Raw genomic sequence first — 20,089 nt, 5'->3', positions numbered from 1 at the left:
TTAACGGTCATGGAGAGGGCACTGTAGGGGGTTAAATAAGGGTAAGTGAGGCGTTAGCTAAAATTTCTACTAACCTTCTAGGATTAATGCGCTTTTTCACTGAATAGCTTGTTATTATACTCACCGCTTATTGTTGATCAGGCGCAGTGATATTCATCGTTTCGCCTGTTGCGTTTATCGCCAACCCCATGCTGAGCATTCACCGTTATGATCAAGTCATTACAGATTTTCCTGTTCACCTTTTTGTTGTTCGGCTTACCGCTTGCCCCGTTAGCCAATGCAGCGCAGCAGAGTGCTGCTGCGGTTGAACTCAGCCCGCAGGAAATAGCGGCTTCACTGAAAAACTATCAAAAACAGCTGGATACGATTAAACAGCAGGTCTCAAAGGCGAGCTCTGATGGTCAGTTGAACAAGCTGTTTGAAGCCACGCAGGTCTTAGCCACGGACGCAGAAAAGCTGACCACCGATCTGCAACCCATGCAGGTGAAGTTGCAGGCACAGTTGGACGTGCTTGGTCCGCAGCCCGAACCTGGGGTAATGACCGAAACCGCCAGTGTGGTGCAACAACGCAATACGCTCAATAATGCCAAAAAACAGTTGGACGATGCCTTAAAGCGTTCGCAAGCCATCAGAACGGGGGCGCTCGACTTAGGGCAACAAATTACCGATCTGCGCCGCGTGGCCTTCAAATCCCAACTGGCGTTGAATAGCGGCAGTATTCTTAGTTCGCAATTCTGGTTACCAGAATCGTCTTCACAGGTTGAGGATTTAGCTCGTCTTAATGACTTTAAGCAGCAGTTGGAGCAAACCCTGGATGCCAGTTGGCAGGAGGAATGGCGCTACGGGACGATAGCTTTACTGATCCTGGCTGCGGCTTGCTGGTCTCTAGGGCGCTATTTCGTGGAACAGTTTTTTGCCTGGGTCTGTATCCGCTATTTACCCGATGGCCGCTTGCGCCGCAGTTTTATGGCATTAATGACGGTGCTGATCACGCTGTTTGCCACCACACTGGCGCTAAATCTGCTTATTTCTGCGTTTACTCGTGTTCAGCCGCTGACGTCCCAGGTTCAGGATTTCGCCGATGGATTTATGCAGTTGGGGATTTTCTGCGCGCTGATCGCGGGATTAGGCAGGGCGTACCTTTCGCTGAGCCGTCCATCATGGCGTCTGGCGCAGATGGATGATGCCATTGCGAGCGGTATGCGTTTCCTGTCGCCGTTATTGGCCGGATTGGCCATGGCTTTTGGCACCGTGGAACTGGTTAATAACGTGATTGGTGCCAGTCTTGGCAGCACGGTGCTAGGTAATGGCCTGGCTACCGCACTGATGGCATTAATCTTGTTCGCAGTCCCGGTTCGGGCACGCCGCATCCGCTTTAAGCTAGAGCAGCAGGGGATACATCTGGAAAAACGCTCGGTAATTGCCGGGATAATCCATATCGTTATTGTGGTATCGGCAACCGTGATCCTGTTATCACTGTTGATTGGCTATGTGGCTTTCGCTCGCTTCCTGACCTATCAGTTGATTTGGGCCGCTTTGGTACTGATGGCGTTCTATTTCCTGGTGATCTTTGCTACCGATTTCTGTACGGTCATCTTTTCTCCCCAAACTGCCAGCGGGCGGGCGCTGAAAAAATCGCTCCACTTTAAAGATCGCCATCTTGAGCAACTGACCGTCATCTTCACGGCGTTGTCCAAATGTTCTTTGATATTGTTGATGATTGTGGCTCTGATTAATGGCTCCTTTGGCACCACTACGCCCAACTCCTTGCTGCAAAAGATTGTTGCCATCCTGAGCGGCGAAGGCCTGAAGCGGCTGAATATCGTCCCAAGCAACCTGCTCAATGCGGTGGTTTGCCTGGCGATCGGTATCTATGTGCTGCGGGTCACGCAACGTTGGCTAAGCCATGAGCTGCTGCCAAAAACCATCAGTGATATCGGTATCCGCGCCTCGCTGGTGACCTTGTTCAGCAACGTCGGTTATGTGCTGCTGATCCTGATCACGCTGGCGACGTTGGGTATCCAATGGAATAACCTGGCCTGGATCGTGAGTGCGCTATCGGTAGGTATCGGTTTTGGCCTGCAGGAAATCGTGAAAAACTTTATCTCTGGCCTGATCCTGTTAACGGAGCGCCCGGTTAAAGTCGGGGATATGATCGGTATCGGCGGGGTTGAAGGGGATGTACGGCGAATCAATGTACGTGCCACCGAGATCCAACTGAGCGATCGCTCGACCATGATTGTGCCTAACTCTCAGCTAATCTCGCAGAACGTGCGTAACGCCACCATGGGGAATGCCCAAGGGGTAGTCACCGTCGCGTTGACTTTCCCCACCGATATCGACCCAGAGCAGGTACGCAACGTGTTGCTGAGTGCCTACCATGAACACGAATCCATTCTGGAAACGCCAGCCCCATACGTTCGCTTCAGCCAGCTTGGCCCAGACGGGATTATCCTCAGCGTAACCGGCTATGTTGCCAGCCCACGCATGGTCGGCTCTACCAAGAGCGATCTGCTGTTCAATATTTTGAAGCTCCTGCGCGCCCATAATGTCAACCTTTCCAGCCCGAAAGAGGTGGTGTTTATGAAGCAACGGGCAAAAAGTCTGGTTGATGAAGAAGAACATTCATCTTGATGGGGGAACACGGATGAATAACTCAATGGCCGATAACATCATCGGCATCTATCAACGGCATGCCGGGGCGTTTGAGCAGAAGCGGTCAACCACTCTGTTTGAGCAACCCTGGTTGGAGCGCTTCCTGAGCCTGTTACCCAACAACGGGCGGATCCTGGATATTGGCTGTGGCAACGGCATGCCGATCGCCGACTATTTTATCCGCCAGGGTTTTCAGGTGACGGGGGTGGACAGTTCGCAGCCGATGATCGACCGTTGCCTCCAACGCTTTCCGGAACAACGCTGGGCAGTGGCCGATATGAGAACCCTGGCGCTAGCGGACAAATTTGATGGGCTAATTGCCTGGGACAGTTTTTTCCATCTGACGCGCGAAGATCAGCGCCAGATGTTTAACATTTTCCGGCGACATGCTCAGAGCAAGGCTGCATTAATGTTTACCAGCGGCACCAGCAATGGCGAAGCTATCGGCACGTTCGAAGGCGAAGCCCTTTATCATTCCAGCCTGGCACCGGAGGAATACCGGCAATTATTGCAAGAGCAGGGGTTCCAGGTGGTCAGTATGGTGGCCGAAGATCCCAACTGTGGTGGGCGAACCGTCTGGCTGGCGCAACTTGGCGAATGATCCCTGCATCACATTCAGCTACAGTCCACTATAAATAGGTCATCGGCCAAGTCATGGTGTTGAAATGATGAAAGTTATGAAAATCGTGAGAACAATAGAAAAATACGTACCACCAACGTTTATCCTGGCGTTGATGGTTGCGCATAATGGGTATTTGGTACTCAGCCCGATCCTGTGGCACGGGTTGCAGCACTCTCATGATTTTGTGGAAAATTTCAGCACCTGGCAACAGGCTCTGGGCTTTCTTGATGCCATGGATATTCCACGCTTTATGATTGGCACCGTGCTGCTCTTTATGGCGGGTATGTTGCTGTTAAGGACGCGTATTGCCTGGTTTTTCTCGTTACTGCTGCTCAGTTGTATCGTCATCGTTGATATCGCTATCTATAAGCAAATCACTGTGTTGGCAGGGTATTCACTGGTCACCCTCTTGGGGATGATCATCTACTGGCGCCGTTTCGACCAACGTAAGCTGGCGAGTACCAGTTTTTTTGCCGTCACCAGCATAGCCTCATTGATTGTCTACAGTATGTTAGGAACGCTGTACATTGGCGATCAATTCACCCCCGCGGTGACCGACCTGCCTACGGCGTTTTATTTTGCCGTGGTCTGCATGTCTACGGTCGGCTTTGGCGATATCATTCCGCATACCACTGCTGCGCGGATGTTCACACTCACGGTGATTATCTTTGGCATTACGGTTTTTGCCGCTTCTCTGGCATCGGTTGCTGGCGTGCTAATCAGCCAAAATCTTCAACGTATTATCAAAGGGCGGTTCTCTCACATGGTTCGCAAAAATCATTATATTATTGTTGGTACCTCTTCATTGGCACAAAATGTCTATCAGGGATTGATTGAAAGCGGCGGTAACGTGACCATTGTTTGTGAGCCTGGTAATAAACAACACTATCCTAGTCATGCAGATGTGGTTGAAGGCGATCCTTCTGCCGTTGCGACGCTGGCATTAGCCGGGGCAGAAAAGGCGAAATATATTGTTGCCTTGACCGAAAGCGACGCGGTTAACGCTTTCATCATATTGGCAGCCAAAGAGGTGGGTGGGGCAGACACCAAAACCATCACGTTGGTCAATGAAAGCCAGAATATGAACAAGATCAAACGCGTCAAACCCGATGCCGTACTCTCACTGCAGCTGTTGGGTAGTGAGTTGCTGGTGCGCTCGCTTAATGGTGAGGTGGTTAATCACGATCTCAATATTGATGCGTTTTTCAGTAACGGTGAGGGTGATAACAAGGGCAGGTAACCGGGTTGTTCCCGCACCACCTAAGCGGTGCGGGGCTATTTCTTAGCGATCAAATCCCCATTCAGACCATTTGCTTTTGATTTTCTCCTGCAACGGCAGCGGATAATTGGTGGCAAAGCTCAATACCTGCTCCAACGGCTGGTTAACCTGCTGTTGGATCTGCAGGCAACTGTAGGCCACCAAGCCGCCGCGCCCGCGCAGTTTGGTGGCCACATCCAGGTAAATCTGTAACCCGGTACCGTCAGAGTCATATTGCGGATAGTGAAACACGCCCTGCACCGGATTATTACGTGTCGCTAATGCCCAGGTCACTTTGTTGCTGTCATCAGGGGGAATATCTTCGCCCACGATAATCAGCTTGGCGGTGGTTTTACCGATATGGTTGGTCCAGAACACTTCGGCAATCTTGTCGATAAAGGCTTTGACCGTCATGCCGGTGATTTTATGCCAGTCGTCACGTACCCGGATCACCAGCCAGTGGGAAGAGGCCTCCAGCGGGCTGAAACAGTCGATGATCGGCAGACCGGACTTTTCAAAATACACTCTGGCGGTGGCAGATAAACAGAAGCAGCCGAGCATCAACGTAGAGTCGATCGGAACACCCGGAATGCAGATCGGCAAGATAGCCTCATCACGGAAGGTGACACAGGTGATTTTCGCCAGTGGTTTCAGGCTGGACTGGTTGGAAAGGTAGCCTGGGAACTCGCCAAACGGGCCTTCTGCCACGGATTTATCCGCGCTGACGTAGCCTTCGATGATGATTTCACATTCGGCAGGCACCAGCACATCGCAGGTTTCCGCTTTCACCATCTCGATGCCGTGGCCAAGGAATGCCGAAGCATAGTTGTATTCGTCATGCCAAGCTGGCGGAGCCGCAGAAAGCAGCATGGTGACCGCCGGGGGCACCCCAAGGGCGATGACAAACGGGCAGTCTTTCCCCTGGGCCGTCCACATATTGTAGATCATGCCGTTATGCTGGAAAGGCAGCCACAGGCCGACAATATTGTTCTTCGAATAATGCGGGCCATTACCGTGTGGTACCCCGACCGAACTGGCGTGAGGCGGTTTTGGCGTTGGGTTATTCTGCGGCCGTGAACCAGCGATCATCGCCCGGCTGAATGACCAATTGGTCCAGGCGTCCTTATCTACCGTGTAAGCGTCCTCCGGTACAGGTTCACCTGGAGGGGTACGCACCATTATGGCTCCGGCCGTCTGGAAATAGCGGCCGCCGTCGCCGTCGTGCAGGATAGGAGCCGGGATTTTGGTCATATCCACCTGATCGCCCACCCATTTGTTTTGTTTGCACGGGGCGGTGGCCGGATCGACCATCACTGGCGGATGCGGCTCCTGACCGATGGCATCCAGAAAGGCATCCTGGATCTCCAGCAACTGGGCATCGTCCGGCAAGCCTAGCATCAGTGCCAGACGCTGCCAGCGTTTGCCTGGTACGCGGCTGACCGTCGGGCCCATTTCTGCCGCCCGGAAACCGGGGGCGCCCTTCACCTTGCTAAACAGCGGCATCGGGCTTTCCGTTTCGCAGGCGTGGCGCAGAATAGCGCCAATCTCCAGATACCAATCCACCTCATCGGGGATCGCCACCACTTCCCCCTTGCTGGCCAACAGTTCCAGATAGGCGCGGTACGATTTGGGGACTTTCTGCACATCAATTTTCAGTTTACGTCGCTTCATTGATTTTGATCCTGATGTGGGCCACTGAGTTCATCGGCCAGGGCGAAAGACTGGGCTACGCCGGTCAGCGTTGGGTTCCATGAGCCAGGGCGGGGGAACAACATGCTGCCCAGGCCATATACGTTCGGGTAACGGTGCATCTGACCGTTGAGGGCGGTGACCGAGGTGGCCGGATCATCCCCCATCCATAAGGTGCCAGCTTCGTGCACCAATCCCTGATTGCGAATATTGTCTGGCGGTGAAGGTTCCCAGGTGAAGCTGCCGTCCGGGTTATTGTGCTGGTACTCCAGAGGGGCATCTCCGGCAAGAGCGTACATCACGTCATAGGTGGTTTTATCCATCGCATCCCAGAATTGACGGTCGGTTTCCCTCATCTGGATATACACCTCGGCCTCACCCAGCGGGTTAGTCGTGACGTAATTCCACGAGTTTGCCGAACGTTCCCCCAGGAACTCCCCCATGGAATGCAGCATGATCACCACGTAGTCAGGATCCTGATAGGTGGCGACGGCTTCTGGTGAAGAAGCATCTGGCAGAATGCGGTACAGCACGTCGTAGCTTTCTGCGGGTTGCGGGTTATGGACCACGCTGATGTGGGTGTGCATCAGGCGGTTGGTGGTTTTATCGATGCCGGGCAGGTAATAGGCGACGGTTTGCAACTGGTTGGTCAATACCGGTAGGCTGCTGGCGGGAATACGGGCGGCCAGCCAGGAACGGATATGGCCGCACAGGTTTTTCCCCACCAGTTTATCGTCAGGGAAAGACTTGGTGAGGATAAATCCGGCTTCCAGCGTGTTGCAGGCCAAAATCACTTTGGCGTTGCCGACGCTTAGTGATCCGTCTTTAGTGATAATTTCGGTGACAACGTCACCTTCCGCAATCAGTTTTTCTACTTCGGCATTGACCACTACCTTGAGTGAGGCGTAAGCCTGCACATCATTCACCAGTACCGAAATGGGCGAGAACTTGGCCCAATCCTCTGGTGCCACTCCCTGGCCAGTTGCCATGGCCGAGTCCAAAGCGCTCGGGCTTGGCTGCGGCTTAGCCCCGCTGATATTGGCCAATTGCGAGAACAGGCGCTCACCCATAAAGCGATTCAGTGACTGGTTGCGATTGCCGGGGATGTCCAGGGAGTAGCGCCTCCCCATAAATTCGCCGGTGGGATACCACTGATTATCCAGACGCTCGATCGCCTGTGGTGGCCAGTCCGGCATTTCGCTGCTATCGGGTTGCGGTGTCCAGGCGTTCCAAAACAGCGCGCGGCCGCCGACATAAGGGATCTGCGGCATAAAGTTGAGGCTGAGTTTCATATCGGCAGAGCCATGGTAGGTCCATGGCCGGATACCCACGCTGGTGTTGAGTTTGATGTAGGCCGGTGGAATGTTCTGAATATGGTCGGGGATCAGGTAATCGCCTTTCTCCAGCACCAGAATGCGGGCCTGGGGATTATGTTGCAGCACCCGGTGGGTAAAGCTGGTGCCATAGGCACCGCCACCAATCACGATATAGTCAAAAGACTGCCCCTTGATCTGGGCAAAGTGGGAAAAGTAGATATTGTCGACTTCACTCATAGTTGGCTCCCGGAACGTGACATGCGAAAAATCATCCCCGCCCCGAACCGGCGGCGGGGCAAACGGCTATGGGTAATAGGCGCGGCTTTGAATGGCCGCCGGGGCTGAGTTGAGGGTTTGTACCGCCACGGGAGCGCAACCACCGATCAACTGCTCCAGATCTTTACGCATGGGGTGGCTGCTGGTACCCAGCACCAGCTTTACAGCCTCAGCGTGGCCGCTGTTGAGGAAATAGGTATCCATCGCCTGCAGGATGTTCCAGCGGCAACCGATCAGTTTGTTATCGTGAACGCCGTATTCGGTAATTGGCGAGATGTTGCCCGGGATCGCCTTAATGCCCAAGGTGTTGACGATGCAGGTGAAGATCGCGGTCTTGGCATCCTTTGGATCGTCCACCCGGAAGCCCCAGGTTTCCACCCACTCGGGCTGATAGACCGGAGAGTTGGTCCGCACCGGATTTTGTGAGGCCAAATTGACCTTGAAAGTGGTCTGGAATTTAGGCTCGCCAAACAGTTGCTCACCGGCGGCGATGGCGATGGGGGCATCGCAAGGCACCCAGACGCGATGATTGCCGTACAGCTTGGTTTGATCGCCGTCCTGGATAAACTCCTGATAGCCAATCGGGGCCAATTGGTCTTTACGGTGCTCAGGATAGGCGACAATGTTGAGCTCAAGCTCCTGGGTGATCGCCGCACCGCTACTGCCCCATTGCTCCGGCGGGGTATTGAGGCCAGAGGCAAACTGTCCGGCATACAATTGGAAGTTAAAGCTCACCATCGCCTTGTCACCAAACCGCGCCGGGCTAAGCCCGGTTCCCTGCAAATAAGGTTCCACACGGCTCAATGGCACCAGATAATACACGCCAACGTTGGTCAGTGAGGCGTAGTAGAACGGCATGGTGAACGGCGACGGGATGCTGGGTAAATCATTTTGCTGATTAGACATGTGCGTGGTTCCTACTGTTGTTGGGATTGAGGTTTGGCCGAGTGTGGGCAAGCCGCCGGTACCGGATAAGGCGCGGCCTTCAGCGCCGAAAGAATGTTCAGTGGGTTGAAGTACTGACGCATCAGGGTGATTTGATGCTGTTCATTGAATTGATAGCGGATCGCCCAGTCGTAGCGATAGGGCACGCGGCCGCATTTGGTCGTGCCTTGCTCGCCACCGTAGGACATTGCCTGATCGCCGCTGAAGAAGGATTTCTCGACGCCAGCGCTGCCAAAATTCACCGTCGCACCGAGCAGCGTCCAAAAACGGGTAAACCCTTCGTGGCCGTAGAACACGCCTAGATAGGGGCATTCACTGGGGCCGGAGATATCCCAGATCACCTCGTCACTCATGCAGGAGAGTGCCAACTGCAGGTTACCGCTGGAATAGGCTTGCTGCAGTTGATCCAGAGTGGCCTCATTGCTGGCACTGGCACTGGCACTGGCACTGGCACTGGCACTGGCACTGGCATCAGCACTGTCGGTTGTGGTTACAGCTGCGGCGGCCGGAGCAGCCATTAACACCTGTTTACCCAGCGGCTGGCGGTTAGCCACGCTGTACTCAAACGTAGGGGCGCAGTGGAATAATTCCTTGCCGGGGAAAGGGTTGGCGGTGATGGCCCGGAAGTCATCTCGCAGCGCGCACATCGCCACCACCGCGGCCATCAACTTGTCTGGGGCACCGGTAAATGCCGCCTGCAGATCGCCAAGTAACTGACAATAACGCTGGTTAAACCGGATGATGGCGTCACGAACTTCACCAGGTGGATAATCATTAACCTTGGCATTGCTGTCGATCAGCACGCTTTTGCCCCACGGCACCGGGAACGGGTCGCCGGTAGGGCCACTGGCCACGGTATCGCCTTTTTGATACAGCCGTTCATTGTAGATCTGGCTAAAACGGAAATAGTGGGCCAACTCATCTTCATCCACGACCCAGATATCGTTTTCTGTGCCTTCACCCTGATCGGTAATCAGTTTCATGGCGGCTATCGCGGTCTTCAGATCGCTGACTTTGAGTACGTTCCCGCCTCCGCCGTAGTAGAAAACATCCGGCGGGATCTGGCGCTGCGGATCGCCGCAGAAAATAGCCCGTTCTCCATGGGTTTCCACCGCTGCCCGCAGCCGCGATTCAACGTAAAGATAAAACTCACCGATAGTCATATCGCTGGGGACTTCATTGGCGATGGCGCGCGGGCGGACATCTTTCGGATGCTCGATCACCATGCCCTGGAAGATGCCGTTTTTGGAAAATCCGTACAGATTCACCTCAATATCATCAATATCGTAAGGCAGCCGTGCCGGATAGCTGGGCAGGAAATCGGGCGAATCGACCGCGGGCGTACCGCCGATGGCATTGAGCAGGTTGGCCGTCAGGGTGAAGTGCAGCATTTCCTCCACCACTACCGAACGCAGGGTTTCGATGATGCGCCAGTCAACGTCGTCATCCAGGGTATAGAGCATCGTCAGATAGGGGGGAATGGTGGCATGTTCCAGCTGCATGGCGTTCCGCAGCAGCTCGCGCAGTTCTGTCAGATCCTGCGCCAGGCTTTTTTCGTCGACAAACGTCACATAGCCTAGTTGGGCAAACGAGGTTTCAGCAAGCTGGAAGGTCTTGGCTTTTGCGGTCATGTTCATATCAATGTTTCCGTCCGAGTATGTGGTCGGCAGTGGCGAAGGTCAGGGCCGTCATGGTGAGCGTGGGGTTTGAGGTGCCCAGCGTTGGCATGCTGCCGCAGCCAATAACGTAAAGATTGGGGTGATCCCAGCTTTGCTGGTGCCGGTTGACTACCGAATTCTCTGGCCGCGTTCCCATCCGGTGGGTGCCTGCAATATGGCCAACGCCTGCCCAGATGTAACCGTTACCTTGCCAGGTGAAATAACCGGGGTTGTCTGACCGGTAGTGAGTGAAATCCTTGATACCCAGTTGGCTGAACAGGCTGCTGGCCACTTCGCGGCCAAACACCATGCCGCCCTGGCTGTAGTCGTCCACGTTGTAGTGGATCACTGGCCGGTAATTGCCGAGCGGATCACGCCAGCGATCGTCGATAGTGACGCGATTGGCGGCATCCGGCAGTTGTTCGGTCATCATGTCCAGGCGGATTTGCCGGGGCAGCACTTGCCCAAGCCGCTGGCGTAACTCCTTGCCATATAATCGCTCGTCATCGATCATATCCACCGTGCTGTCCACCGGTTCGTTGCGTGGCCAGCTCCAGCCCCAGTTGCCGATCTCCAGCACAAATGCGGCGCGATCGCGGCGGAATTCGCCACCCCGGTAGTTCACCAACGTTGACGTCAAACCTGGTCCACGAAATGCACCTATCGCTTCCGGCGCTAATCCCCAAGACAGGATGGCGGGGTGATCCATCAGGTTGCGCCCCAGCTCTCCGCTGGACTGACAGGCCTGTGATGCCTGTAATAACACGGCATTTTCGATAGCATTGGCGGCCAGAATAAACAGCTTGCTGTGTAAGGTGATCGGCTCAAAGTCGTGGCTGCTGTCGTTCTTCCACACCTTGCAGTCCAATGCGCTGATTTGCCCCGTCTCTGGCGAGATATGCAGACGAGAGGCAACCGCCTGGATCAGCAAATCGGCATCCGTTTCCACCAGGGTTTTTAACGCGTTGTAACGAGCCTGGATCGGGCAGATAGGAATACAGCTGGAGTTGCCCATACAGCGACGACCCACGGCTGGATTACCCACCGCACCACGCGGGGTATAACCTGCATTGGGCACACTGTTTCTGCCTTGCGGGATAGAGCGGATCTGGGCTTTGTCTGCCGTACCGGGTAATTCGGCATCGGCCAATCCGGCGATCATCCAGCTATCCAGATAGCTTTGCGGGATTTTTTGCATCGGGTACTGATAGCCTGGTGCAAAATAGATGCCGTGGTATTGCTGATCCTGCACGTCGGCGGAAACCCCAATTTCCAGTTCGGCGCGTTGATAATACGGCAGTAACTCTTCATAGCTCATCGGCCAGTCCACGCCACGGCCAAACAGCGTGGCCATGGCAAAATCCTCTGGCAGCATCCGTGGACAACTGCCGAACCAGTGCAGCGACGTGCCACCCAGCCGGCGGGTATAGTTACTTTCAAAGGGATAGGGGCCCATCTGCACGAAATACCCTTTGTGCGAAGGTTTACCGGGCGTGATGGGTTCAACGTCAGTCACTTCTGGCTGTGGTGCGTTGGGTGAATCGGGATAGGGCGCGTTAGGCGTTTTTGCCACGGCCTGCATAAAGGTTTGTACATGATCCAGGTGCTGGCCAAAGCTGTCGTTGCCCGTCCCGGCTTCGACGATCAGCACCCGGCGGCCAGCGCGGGTCAGCTGCTTGGCCATGATGCAACCGGCAAATCCTGAGCCTACGATCACCGCATCATAGGGTTGGTCTGTGGCTTGCTGCCAATCAATCTGCCGCATGATGCCCCCCGTTCAGATCCTGCAGGATGTTATGCGCAGCCCAACAGGTGAGCGCCGACATGGTTAACGTTGGGTTTGAGGTACCCATGTTGATCATGTTGCCGCAGCCCACCAGATAGAGGTTGGGGTGCTCCCAGGTGCGCTGCTCCTTATTCACCACGGAGCTTTCTGGTGAGCCACCCATGCAGTGGGTTCCGGCAAAATGCCCGGCACCGTTAAAGGTGAGGGTTCTGCCGTCTGGGCAGACGAAGGCTCCGGCATCCTCTTTTGAGTAGGACGAGTAGTTCTTGATATCGGCCTGGTCGAAGATTTTCATCGACATATCGTAAGCGCTGGCGAAACCGGCTCGGGTATAGGGCGATAAATCGTAGTGAATGACCGGGCGGTAGTTACCCATTATGTCTAGATAATTCGGATCGATGGTGACGCGGTTATCGTATTCCGGCAGCTGTTCTACCAGGATACCGAAGCGGAATTGACGTGAAACCTGGTCTTTGAGCCTTTCACGTAACTCTTTACCGTGCAGTTGCTCGTCGTCTACCAGAGTGATCACATCTTTCGACGGCGCCTGAGCTGGCCACAGCCAACCGTCGTTGCCCATTTCGAACCGATACGGTGCGTGGTGTTTACGGAAGCTGCCACCGCGCAGATCCTCGATGCCGGAGGTCGCTAATGGGCCACGTAGCGGCCACAATGGCGTTTTGTTGGTAAGCCCCCATGTCAACAGCTCTGGGTGATCCATCAGATGGCGGCCAACCAGATCGTTGCCTTTACAGGCACCGGAGGCCAGTAATAGCACCGCGTTGGCGACAGCGTGGGCGGCGAGCACATAGCGTTTGCCCCGCACCGTATGCAGGCTGTAGGAATTATCTCCCGGATAGCGATAGTGTTTTAACTGAACGCCGTTGATCGCCTTACTATGTGGGTCGATATCCAATTGGAATGCCACGCTCTGCAACACGATATCGAGCTTTTCGTGGTTGGCGGTGTTCAGCGTTTTCAGTGCATTATATTTGGCCTGAATAGGGCAGATAGGCACGCAACTGGAGTTACCCATGCAGCGGAGGCCCACTTTGTCGTTACCCACGGCACCTTTTGGGGTATAGCCCCGGCCCTGATCGTAAGCACTATTGGGAACGCTATTGCGTGAGGCGGGCGTTCCGCGCACTTTCAGGGTGTAAGATTTGCCGTCATCTTCCACCTGCATGCCATCAATGCGGCTGGCCAGCTGTTTGTCACTCCAACTTGCAGGCAGCCCGTGCATGGGGTAGACATAACCCGGTGGGAAGGTGACACCAAGATAGGATTGTTCTTCCACATTGGCGGAAACCCCGAGCTCCAACTCTGCCTTGCGGTACCACGGTTCCAGTTCCTGATAATCGATTGGCCAATCAATGCCCACGCCATACAACGACTTCAGGCGAAAATCCTCTGGTAGCATGCGCAGCGAGGTTCCGAGCCAGTGCAGGGTGGTACCCCCCAGATAGCGGGTGTAGGTCGAACTGAATGGCAGCGGCCCTCGCTGGACAAAGTAACCTTGGTCGTTCGGTGTTTTGGTAACATCGGTTTCCAGCGGCTCGCGGGCATTGGGATTATCAGGGTAGGGAGCATTGGGGATTTTGATGGTGGCGGTATAAAAGGTGTTGAGGTAATCCAGATAGCCTTGGTAATCCGTCCCCACGCCGGTACCGGCCTCGACAATCAGGCAGCGTTTTCCCGCTTGCGTCAGGGTTTTGGCAACGATGGCGCCGGAGATCCCACCCCCTACGATCACCACGTCGTACTCGGTTGTCTCTGCTTGTTCAGGAGTGATGATATTCATAGTTTCACCACCGTAGAGGAGGTTACCGGTGGTTCAGACCAGGCACCAAAGCCTTGTTGTTTGGCACCCTGTGGATGGGCATGGATCGCATCCCACACCAAGCCCTGTTGATAGCTGTTAGCACTGGGGATCTGGGTATCATTCGGGTTGTCTGGCGAATACCACTGGCCCAGGTACCACAGTTTGATAATGCTGCTCACCAACGTTGACAACTTTTCAGAACCCAGCAGTTGAGTTTCTACAAAGGACGAGTGCTGTGCAGCATCTGCCGGAAGTTCGCCGTAGGTCGCCAACAATGTGGCAAAACGTTCTGCCGCGTGCGTTTGTACCCAGTCATAATAAAAGGCGGCTTGGCCAGTACCGAGTAACTCAAAACGGTCAAAACCGGTTAATAAACGGGAAAGATCGATAAATTGCTGTAGTGCCGCATCGGATGCTAGTTGTTCATCGCTCATAAGGTGCTGCCTGTATAGGTTTTTATTATGGTGGCGTTATTACTGCCACCGGGAAAAATCAATAAAACAGGTTGCATTAGTCGTTTTATTTATTGCTGTGGATTAATAGGGCGTATTAATCCCTGAGCCTCCAGTAACGTGGATGTTCATGATTTTTCGTTCTTTAGGCGCACTAAAAAGTACGCTATTGTAAAAACAATAACGATAATTTAACCCATGTTAACCTTTTGAATTTGAACGAATAGTGTGTGCCTCGCGCAAGCAATGCCACCGCTGGTGGCGAAAAGTTACGTGAGATTCACAATGTTTACTTCCCGGGCTAATTATATTAGCGGTGAATTGCTATGCTAAATAAAATGAAATACACATAGCGTGCCAGCATTGCGCAGGCACGTGGTATCTCATTAAAATAAAAGCTCGTTCAGAATGTTACGGGTTAAAGTACGTGGTTAAGTTTTTAATTTCACTTAATCCACCACATTCTTCGGAGTGTAATAAATATGGTATGAGAGACCATATTCCGCAAGCTTAAGCATTAATAAAGTATTTAATGATATATAATTCCCCTGAGAGCAAGATGTTTTGCTGTAAAAAAACGCACAACAGCATAAAATGCCAATTATTAACATTTAGCTCCTATAGATAGAAAGATAATTCTTTACGTGCTTACTATAACGCCGCGCTCTAAGGAGGCAGGCATGCAGGTGGTGTCGGTTTTTATGAAAGGTTGTTTAATGTGTTAGATCAAGGTTTACTTCGAATTCCGTTGTAAAAATACAACTTAGGATTAGATTGATTGTGATTCTCATTAACTTTCAATAGGTGCAACATGGTGAATTGGTTTAATCGTGTCATGGATCGTCCGGATCTGGGCAAGCTGATCCTGCGCTTGGCGTTCAGCATTATGATGATATTCCATGGGTGGCATAAACTGATCGGCGGTATCGATTATATCCAGGGATTGCTGACTCAACATGGGCTACCAGGATTTATCGGTTACGGCGTTTTCCTCGGCGAGTTAGTGGCTCCACTGTTGATTATTTTGGGGATTTTTACCCGCCCGGCGGCGTTGGTGTTTTCATTTACCATGCTGGCGGCTTATCTGCTGATCGATCCCGGCAAGGCGCTGATGCTGACGAAGGTAGGGGCGTGGGGAGCAGAAGATATGGCGGTGTATTTCTTTGCCGGGCTGGCCATCGCCTTCCTTGGCAGTGGTCGCTATTCGGTAATGAAGGATCCGAACTGGCGCTGAGGTAGGCTAGACGGTATCGCTAGGGCTCACTCCGTGGCATTCCAGTGCTGAATGCCACTTCAATATTTCTCAACATTAATACTTAGCTTTTCAGCGCGAACACAATTCGCCAACTGGTATAGCTCCAGTGAAAGCCCGATTGCTCTCTCTGTAAGAACCCGTGTGAGACAGGCCGATGATACGCATTGGCATCGATTTCGTGATGTTGACGTTTAACATGCTGGTGTCCACTGGCTTCTTCAAATTGGTCAATTTTTGACAGTTTGTCGTAGAGAGTTTAGTCTGGTTCCGGATACAACCCTTAATAAAACATGGAGTAATGTCATGGAAGAGGCTGACAAAGAGGCTCGCAGGATATGAGCAGAGGAATGAACTACCAGGGAATATCGGTCATTTGCCAGGGCGATACCACCACAACAGGGGGGCGGGTACTGGAGGGAGTTCTGGGAAATCGTTACACATGTGATGGTATTCCCGTCGCGCTGAAAGGGCATAAGGTTTCGTGTCCGGCTTGCGGGAAAATCGGGGTTATTGCCGAAGGGGAAGTAAACTTAAGTTTTTATGGTGTACCAACGGCACTTGACGGCCATCGTGTGGCGTGTGGTTGCCCGGCTGGTAGCCATCGTCTAGTTGCGAGCAGTCAACCGCTTTCGGTTACCCCATCAATATCTCCGAGCTCAATGCTGATGAATAGCGGACAGGCAGCGGAGCCAGCGCAGTATGCTCAGAGTGTGAAGAAACAGACAGCAGAGCCTGAGCAGTATGCGCAGGCGGCCAAAAAGGAAAGGCAGAAGAGGGAAATTACCCTGACCATTGGGGTATTTTTCGACGGCACCGGCAATAATGCGGATAATACCGCCGCCAGCCTTGATGCCTGCTCCGGAGAGCATTTTGGGATGAACAATGCCGATGCTCAATCAGCTTATTTCCAGTGTGTTCAGCTAAAAAGCGGACACAGCGGCTTCGCGGCAGGAAGTCATCTCGGTTATTACACCAATGTGCACTGGCTCAATATTCTGTATAACCAAAAACTCACTGCCGATACGGGATACGGCCAGCGCGCAATTTATATCGAGGGGATTGGTACGGAAAGCGGGGAAGGCGACAGTACTTACGGGATGGGCACCGGCAGGGGTAACACCGGCGTGGTGAGAAAAACCGATAAGGCAGTCGCTATGCTGGTTGCTGCTATCAACGGCTATCTGGATAACCTGCCTGACGCCAGTTCCTGTATTATCAAAGAATTGCAGTTTGATATTTTCGGGTTCAGCCGGGGAGCTGCTGCGGCACGGCATTTTGCCAACCGGGTTTTCAGTCAGGAGCAGGCGATTATCGCTGCTATCAAGTCCGGTCTGGGAAGTATTGAGTTCTCAGGTACGCCCGGCGGTAAAACCCGGTTTCTGGGGATATTTGATACGGTGGCTGGCATCGGTACGCCGGTCAACGGGTTCAATCCGCACAGCGCCGATACGGGCGAGGTGAATATTGTGCTGCGCCCGGGGGTGGCAGAGAAGGTATTTCATATCACCGCACAGCACGAATGCCGGTTTAACTTTGCATTGAACAGTGTGAAGCCTGCGTGGCCGGAACTGGCTTTGCCAGGTGCGCACTCTGACATTGGTGGCGGTTACAACCCTGACGAGTACGAAGCCTATTTCATTACCCGTCCGCAGTTTGAAACCGTACCCTTTTCCACACCCGATTCGAAAACGCGAGTTTATCAGCAGGCCTGTGAGCAGCTCAGTGCGATGGATACCTGGCCAGCAATTGGCCCTTTATTGCAGGCACTGGAGATCAACATTGATACCTGGCACGACGAGCGGATGCCAGCCGATCGCTACGGCATGCCGCAAAAACGCAGCGGGGCGGCAGCTGTCATTGAGCGCCCGACGTGCAACGACTGGTCAAAGGTGGTACTGCGGGTGATGATCGATGCGGCGCAGGATGCAGGCGTGGTATTTGATCCTATTGATGACAGTGTTCCAGACTTTACAATGCCACTAGAACTAAACTACCTGTGCGAAAAAGCGATTGTGATGGGCCGCGCGGTACGTAATGGGGCATCGGCTCCCGGATTCATCAGTCAGGAAATCGAAATGCTGGCAGAGAAATATATCCATTGTTCAGCCAACTGGAACAGCGTGGTCAGAGACGGTGAGGGAATGATCGCTGGGGCAGTCAAACCGGCGAAGCTGGTGAACTTTACCAACCGTCCAGACGAGCGCTGGCAGCGGACAGTTTACAATATGGCGGGAAATAAAATATGAAAATAATCCGTTTAGCGGGGCTTCTTCCGGTACTGCTGCTGACGGCGTGCCACAGTCACAGTGCGGGCCAGCCCGAGGCTTCTGTCCAAAACGATGTGCCCACCGAGTGGAAGTTTAATTTTTTCACGCCCAAGGCGCTACCCGCACTGGTAACGTTTGTCGCCATCCTTGATGCTAACGGTATTGATTACCGGTTTAATACGCTGGACAGCACCCCGGACCTGGATAAAGTCATTGGTAATTGGAATGATAGCGATCGAGCACCCGGAGGGCACTGGAATCACATTAAACATCCCCCTAGGCATATTCTTTTTTGCTGGGACTCGGTGATTGATAAAAGAGTATATGAAACTCGCCTGACCTTGTCTGACGCCGTTGTGGAGAAAATGCGCAATCCCAGCGTGTATAAGGATTATCAGGGTAATATCGGGTATTACGACAACATACAAATTGGTCTGGCCCCGGGAGGTAAGGTTGCAGTCTGGCTACGAGGTATCGGTAGTCAGCCTAATTATCGCGTGACGCCATCAGTCTTAAAGACCGTGTCCGGGGATAAATTAGAGCTTTGCAAAGGGATAACTAGACACCCCAATGGGTATAAATATTACGGAGATACTCCTGAATTTATCAAAGGGAAAACCTATCCCTACGGTAATTGGTAGCAGACATTGTTCCTAATGGCGGGGCTTCTTCCGGTACTGCTGCTGATGGCGTGCCACGGTGCGGGCCAGCCCGAGGTTACTCTGCATTTATCTTATGTCACAGGTAATGGGAAGCTCACCTTGGGTCTTTCCTTCTTTTGAGCTATTGTCATACTGACGTAGTTGACCTCAAGGTGAGCTTCTTGCTTTTAACTACGCGTCAGAACGATCCTGCGTTTGGCGTACAGCGTTTCCGCAGACAGCTGAAACTTATATTCCGCTGCCTTCAGCTTTCGCGATTTAAGCATTTTCATCGTGACGCCACTTATTTTCCCTGACTCAATCCGTCTCTTGATTTCGCCTGTGCTCAGCATGAGTTGCTTTTGCAAAATCGATAGCAGGCTGACCTGAAAAGAAAGAGAAATCCTGACGCTAACCCTGACCCGATTGCGACGAGATATGCTGACCGACCACCGCTCCTGAATGCGAAAATCAGGCCGCCCCGATAGCTCGGCGTTATTTCGTTTCAGCGTCTCTTTATCATAGGCAAAATGTTGAACCATAACGATATCGTTCGCTATCAACCGCTGATAAAGTTCAGGATTAATTTTGCTGACGTGCAGGCGTGAAAACAGGGAGATATTCCAGGTGTAATCGCAGTGCGTACACTTACAGATACTCCAGATATCAAGCACCTTCTTTTGCGCATTTACCCGAATAGCCCCCGAGGGCGTGAAATCCCGTTTTACGCTGCATGAAGGGCAGCGTTTCGCAATGCGCTGATATCCCACGGGCGTGACGGTCCATGAAACTTTCATAGCGTACCTTTTTTAACCCATACAAAACCGGACCCGTACTGAACGGACCATGGATGTTTATGTATGAAAAATATTTATGAGATATTTTTCAGTGGGTTAAAAAAAGATTTCCAACGCTACAATCCTGCCGATGATCAAAGAGATACGTCGAGACTACCAAATCGGCATTATCGGGTAAATGAGTTCAATCAATATTTTCAGATTTCATGTAGCGCGATCAATAAAGCAGGGGGCTTTGACCTGTTGATGTGGTAAAAATGATCGACAGGTAGATTTTTTAGGTATGTGTTTGGCCATAGTGTTAACGTGAAGATTGTGAAAACGAAATCCTGTCTGATCACCATATTGGTTGTCGAGAAAGCTATGTTTGGTTCCTTGCTCGCGATGATGGGATGCTGGCCAGATTTGGCAAAGGTTGAGATAGTTGGGCACTTGAACAACCAGACATTGTTCCAATGATTTCGCGTAGTCGTAGAATCTAGGGATGACTGCGAGCAGGACCGTCAGCTTTCGGGAGTGATGTAAGACCCAGCTAACCTCAAGCTCTTACCTGGCTGTTCAGTACAAAATCTCATCCAAAGCAATCCGCTGATGCAACCGACAAAGCTTGTTCTTCATTTGCAGTTGGTCGGTAAGGATCAAACAACAGT

Annotated in this window: 15 protein-coding genes; 7 read left to right on the top strand and 8 right to left on the bottom strand. The window is 52.7% G+C overall.

Annotated elements, in window-relative coordinates:
- The first annotated feature begins 207 nt into the window (after nucleotides 1-207).
- The 3 genes from ACMV5I_RS00755 to kch all read left to right on the top strand — a co-directional run bounded on the left by ACMV5I_RS00755 (nucleotide 208) and on the right by kch (nucleotide 4,517).
- A complete protein-coding gene (locus ACMV5I_RS00755; protein WP_414823435.1) occupies nucleotides 208-2,634 on the top strand; it encodes a DUF3772 domain-containing protein in 2,427 nt (808 codons plus the stop codon).
- 13 nt (nucleotides 2,635-2,647) lie between these two features.
- Nucleotides 2,648-3,256, top strand: coding sequence for a class I SAM-dependent DNA methyltransferase (locus ACMV5I_RS00750; RefSeq protein ID WP_414823434.1), 609 nt, complete (start codon nucleotides 2,648-2,650; stop codon nucleotides 3,254-3,256).
- A gap of 76 nt (nucleotides 3,257-3,332) precedes the next feature.
- Nucleotides 3,333-4,517, top strand: coding sequence for a voltage-gated potassium channel protein (gene kch / locus ACMV5I_RS00745; RefSeq protein ID WP_121608969.1), 1,185 nt, complete (start codon nucleotides 3,333-3,335; stop codon nucleotides 4,515-4,517).
- A 42-nt stretch (nucleotides 4,518-4,559) separates the two neighbouring features.
- On the opposite strand, the gene ACMV5I_RS00740 is transcribed toward kch, so the two are convergent.
- The 7 genes from ACMV5I_RS00740 to ACMV5I_RS00710 form a co-directional block, all read right to left on the bottom strand.
- Nucleotides 4,560-6,206: a UbiD family decarboxylase gene (locus tag ACMV5I_RS00740; protein ID WP_202727270.1), complete on the bottom strand. Its 1,647-nt coding sequence runs from the start codon at nucleotides 6,204-6,206 to the stop codon at nucleotides 4,560-4,562.
- Nucleotides 6,203-7,777, bottom strand: coding sequence for a GMC oxidoreductase (locus ACMV5I_RS00735; protein ID WP_414823433.1), 1,575 nt, complete (start codon nucleotides 7,775-7,777; stop codon nucleotides 6,203-6,205). Before ACMV5I_RS00735 ends, ACMV5I_RS00740 begins: the two co-directional genes overlap by 4 nt.
- A 66-nt stretch (nucleotides 7,778-7,843) precedes the next feature.
- Nucleotides 7,844-8,722: a hypothetical protein gene (locus ACMV5I_RS00730; protein WP_202727272.1), complete on the bottom strand. Its 879-nt coding sequence runs from the start codon at nucleotides 8,720-8,722 to the stop codon at nucleotides 7,844-7,846.
- A gap of 11 nt (nucleotides 8,723-8,733) precedes the next feature.
- A complete protein-coding gene (locus ACMV5I_RS00725) occupies nucleotides 8,734-10,398 on the bottom strand; it encodes a ferritin-like domain-containing protein (RefSeq protein ID WP_414823432.1) in 1,665 nt (554 codons plus the stop codon).
- 1 nt (nucleotide 10,399) lies between these two features.
- Nucleotides 10,400-12,184, bottom strand: a complete 1,785-nt coding sequence (locus ACMV5I_RS00720) for a GMC family oxidoreductase (protein WP_414823431.1) — start codon at nucleotides 12,182-12,184, stop codon at nucleotides 10,400-10,402.
- Nucleotides 12,171-14,006: a GMC family oxidoreductase gene (locus tag ACMV5I_RS00715; RefSeq protein ID WP_121606808.1), complete on the bottom strand. Its 1,836-nt coding sequence runs from the start codon at nucleotides 14,004-14,006 to the stop codon at nucleotides 12,171-12,173. The genes ACMV5I_RS00720 and ACMV5I_RS00715 overlap by 14 nt, the downstream gene beginning before the upstream one ends.
- On the bottom strand, nucleotides 14,003-14,461 hold the full coding sequence (locus ACMV5I_RS00710) for a sugar dehydrogenase complex small subunit (RefSeq protein ID WP_202727275.1): 459 nt from the start codon (nucleotides 14,459-14,461) through the stop codon (nucleotides 14,003-14,005). The genes ACMV5I_RS00715 and ACMV5I_RS00710 overlap by 4 nt, the downstream gene beginning before the upstream one ends.
- Before the next feature lie 829 nt (nucleotides 14,462-15,290).
- Here ACMV5I_RS00710 and ACMV5I_RS00705 point away from each other — a divergent pair.
- The 3 genes from ACMV5I_RS00705 to ACMV5I_RS00695 all read left to right on the top strand — a co-directional run bounded on the left by ACMV5I_RS00705 (nucleotide 15,291) and on the right by ACMV5I_RS00695 (nucleotide 18,642).
- Nucleotides 15,291-15,713: a DoxX family protein gene (locus ACMV5I_RS00705; RefSeq protein ID WP_065685023.1), complete on the top strand. Its 423-nt coding sequence runs from the start codon at nucleotides 15,291-15,293 to the stop codon at nucleotides 15,711-15,713.
- A 356-nt stretch (nucleotides 15,714-16,069) separates the two neighbouring features.
- Nucleotides 16,070-17,980 carry a PAAR domain-containing protein gene (locus tag ACMV5I_RS00700; protein ID WP_414823430.1) on the top strand — a complete coding sequence of 637 codons (1,911 nt, stop codon included), beginning with the start codon at nucleotides 16,070-16,072 and terminating at the stop codon, nucleotides 17,978-17,980.
- Complete coding sequence (locus ACMV5I_RS00695; RefSeq protein WP_284121560.1) at nucleotides 17,977-18,642, top strand: DUF2931 family protein; 666 nt, start codon at nucleotides 17,977-17,979, stop codon at nucleotides 18,640-18,642. The genes ACMV5I_RS00700 and ACMV5I_RS00695 overlap by 4 nt, the downstream gene beginning before the upstream one ends.
- A 188-nt stretch (nucleotides 18,643-18,830) precedes the next feature.
- Here ACMV5I_RS00695 and ACMV5I_RS00690 read toward each other — a convergent pair whose 3' ends face one another.
- Nucleotides 18,831-19,439, bottom strand: coding sequence for a DUF1062 domain-containing protein (locus ACMV5I_RS00690; RefSeq protein WP_414823429.1), 609 nt, complete (start codon nucleotides 19,437-19,439; stop codon nucleotides 18,831-18,833).
- 63 nt (nucleotides 19,440-19,502) lie between these two features.
- Here ACMV5I_RS00690 and ACMV5I_RS00685 point away from each other — a divergent pair, with 63 nt between their 5' ends.
- Nucleotides 19,503-19,694, top strand: coding sequence for a hypothetical protein (locus tag ACMV5I_RS00685; protein WP_414823428.1), 192 nt, complete (start codon nucleotides 19,503-19,505; stop codon nucleotides 19,692-19,694).
- The last annotated feature ends 395 nt before the right edge of the window (nucleotides 19,695-20,089 follow it).

The organism is Serratia sp. T13T92, from assembly GCF_047530105.1.
GTDB lineage: Bacteria > Pseudomonadota > Gammaproteobacteria > Enterobacterales > Enterobacteriaceae > Chania > Chania fonticola.
This window is presented reverse-complemented; position numbering and strand designations above follow the sequence as displayed.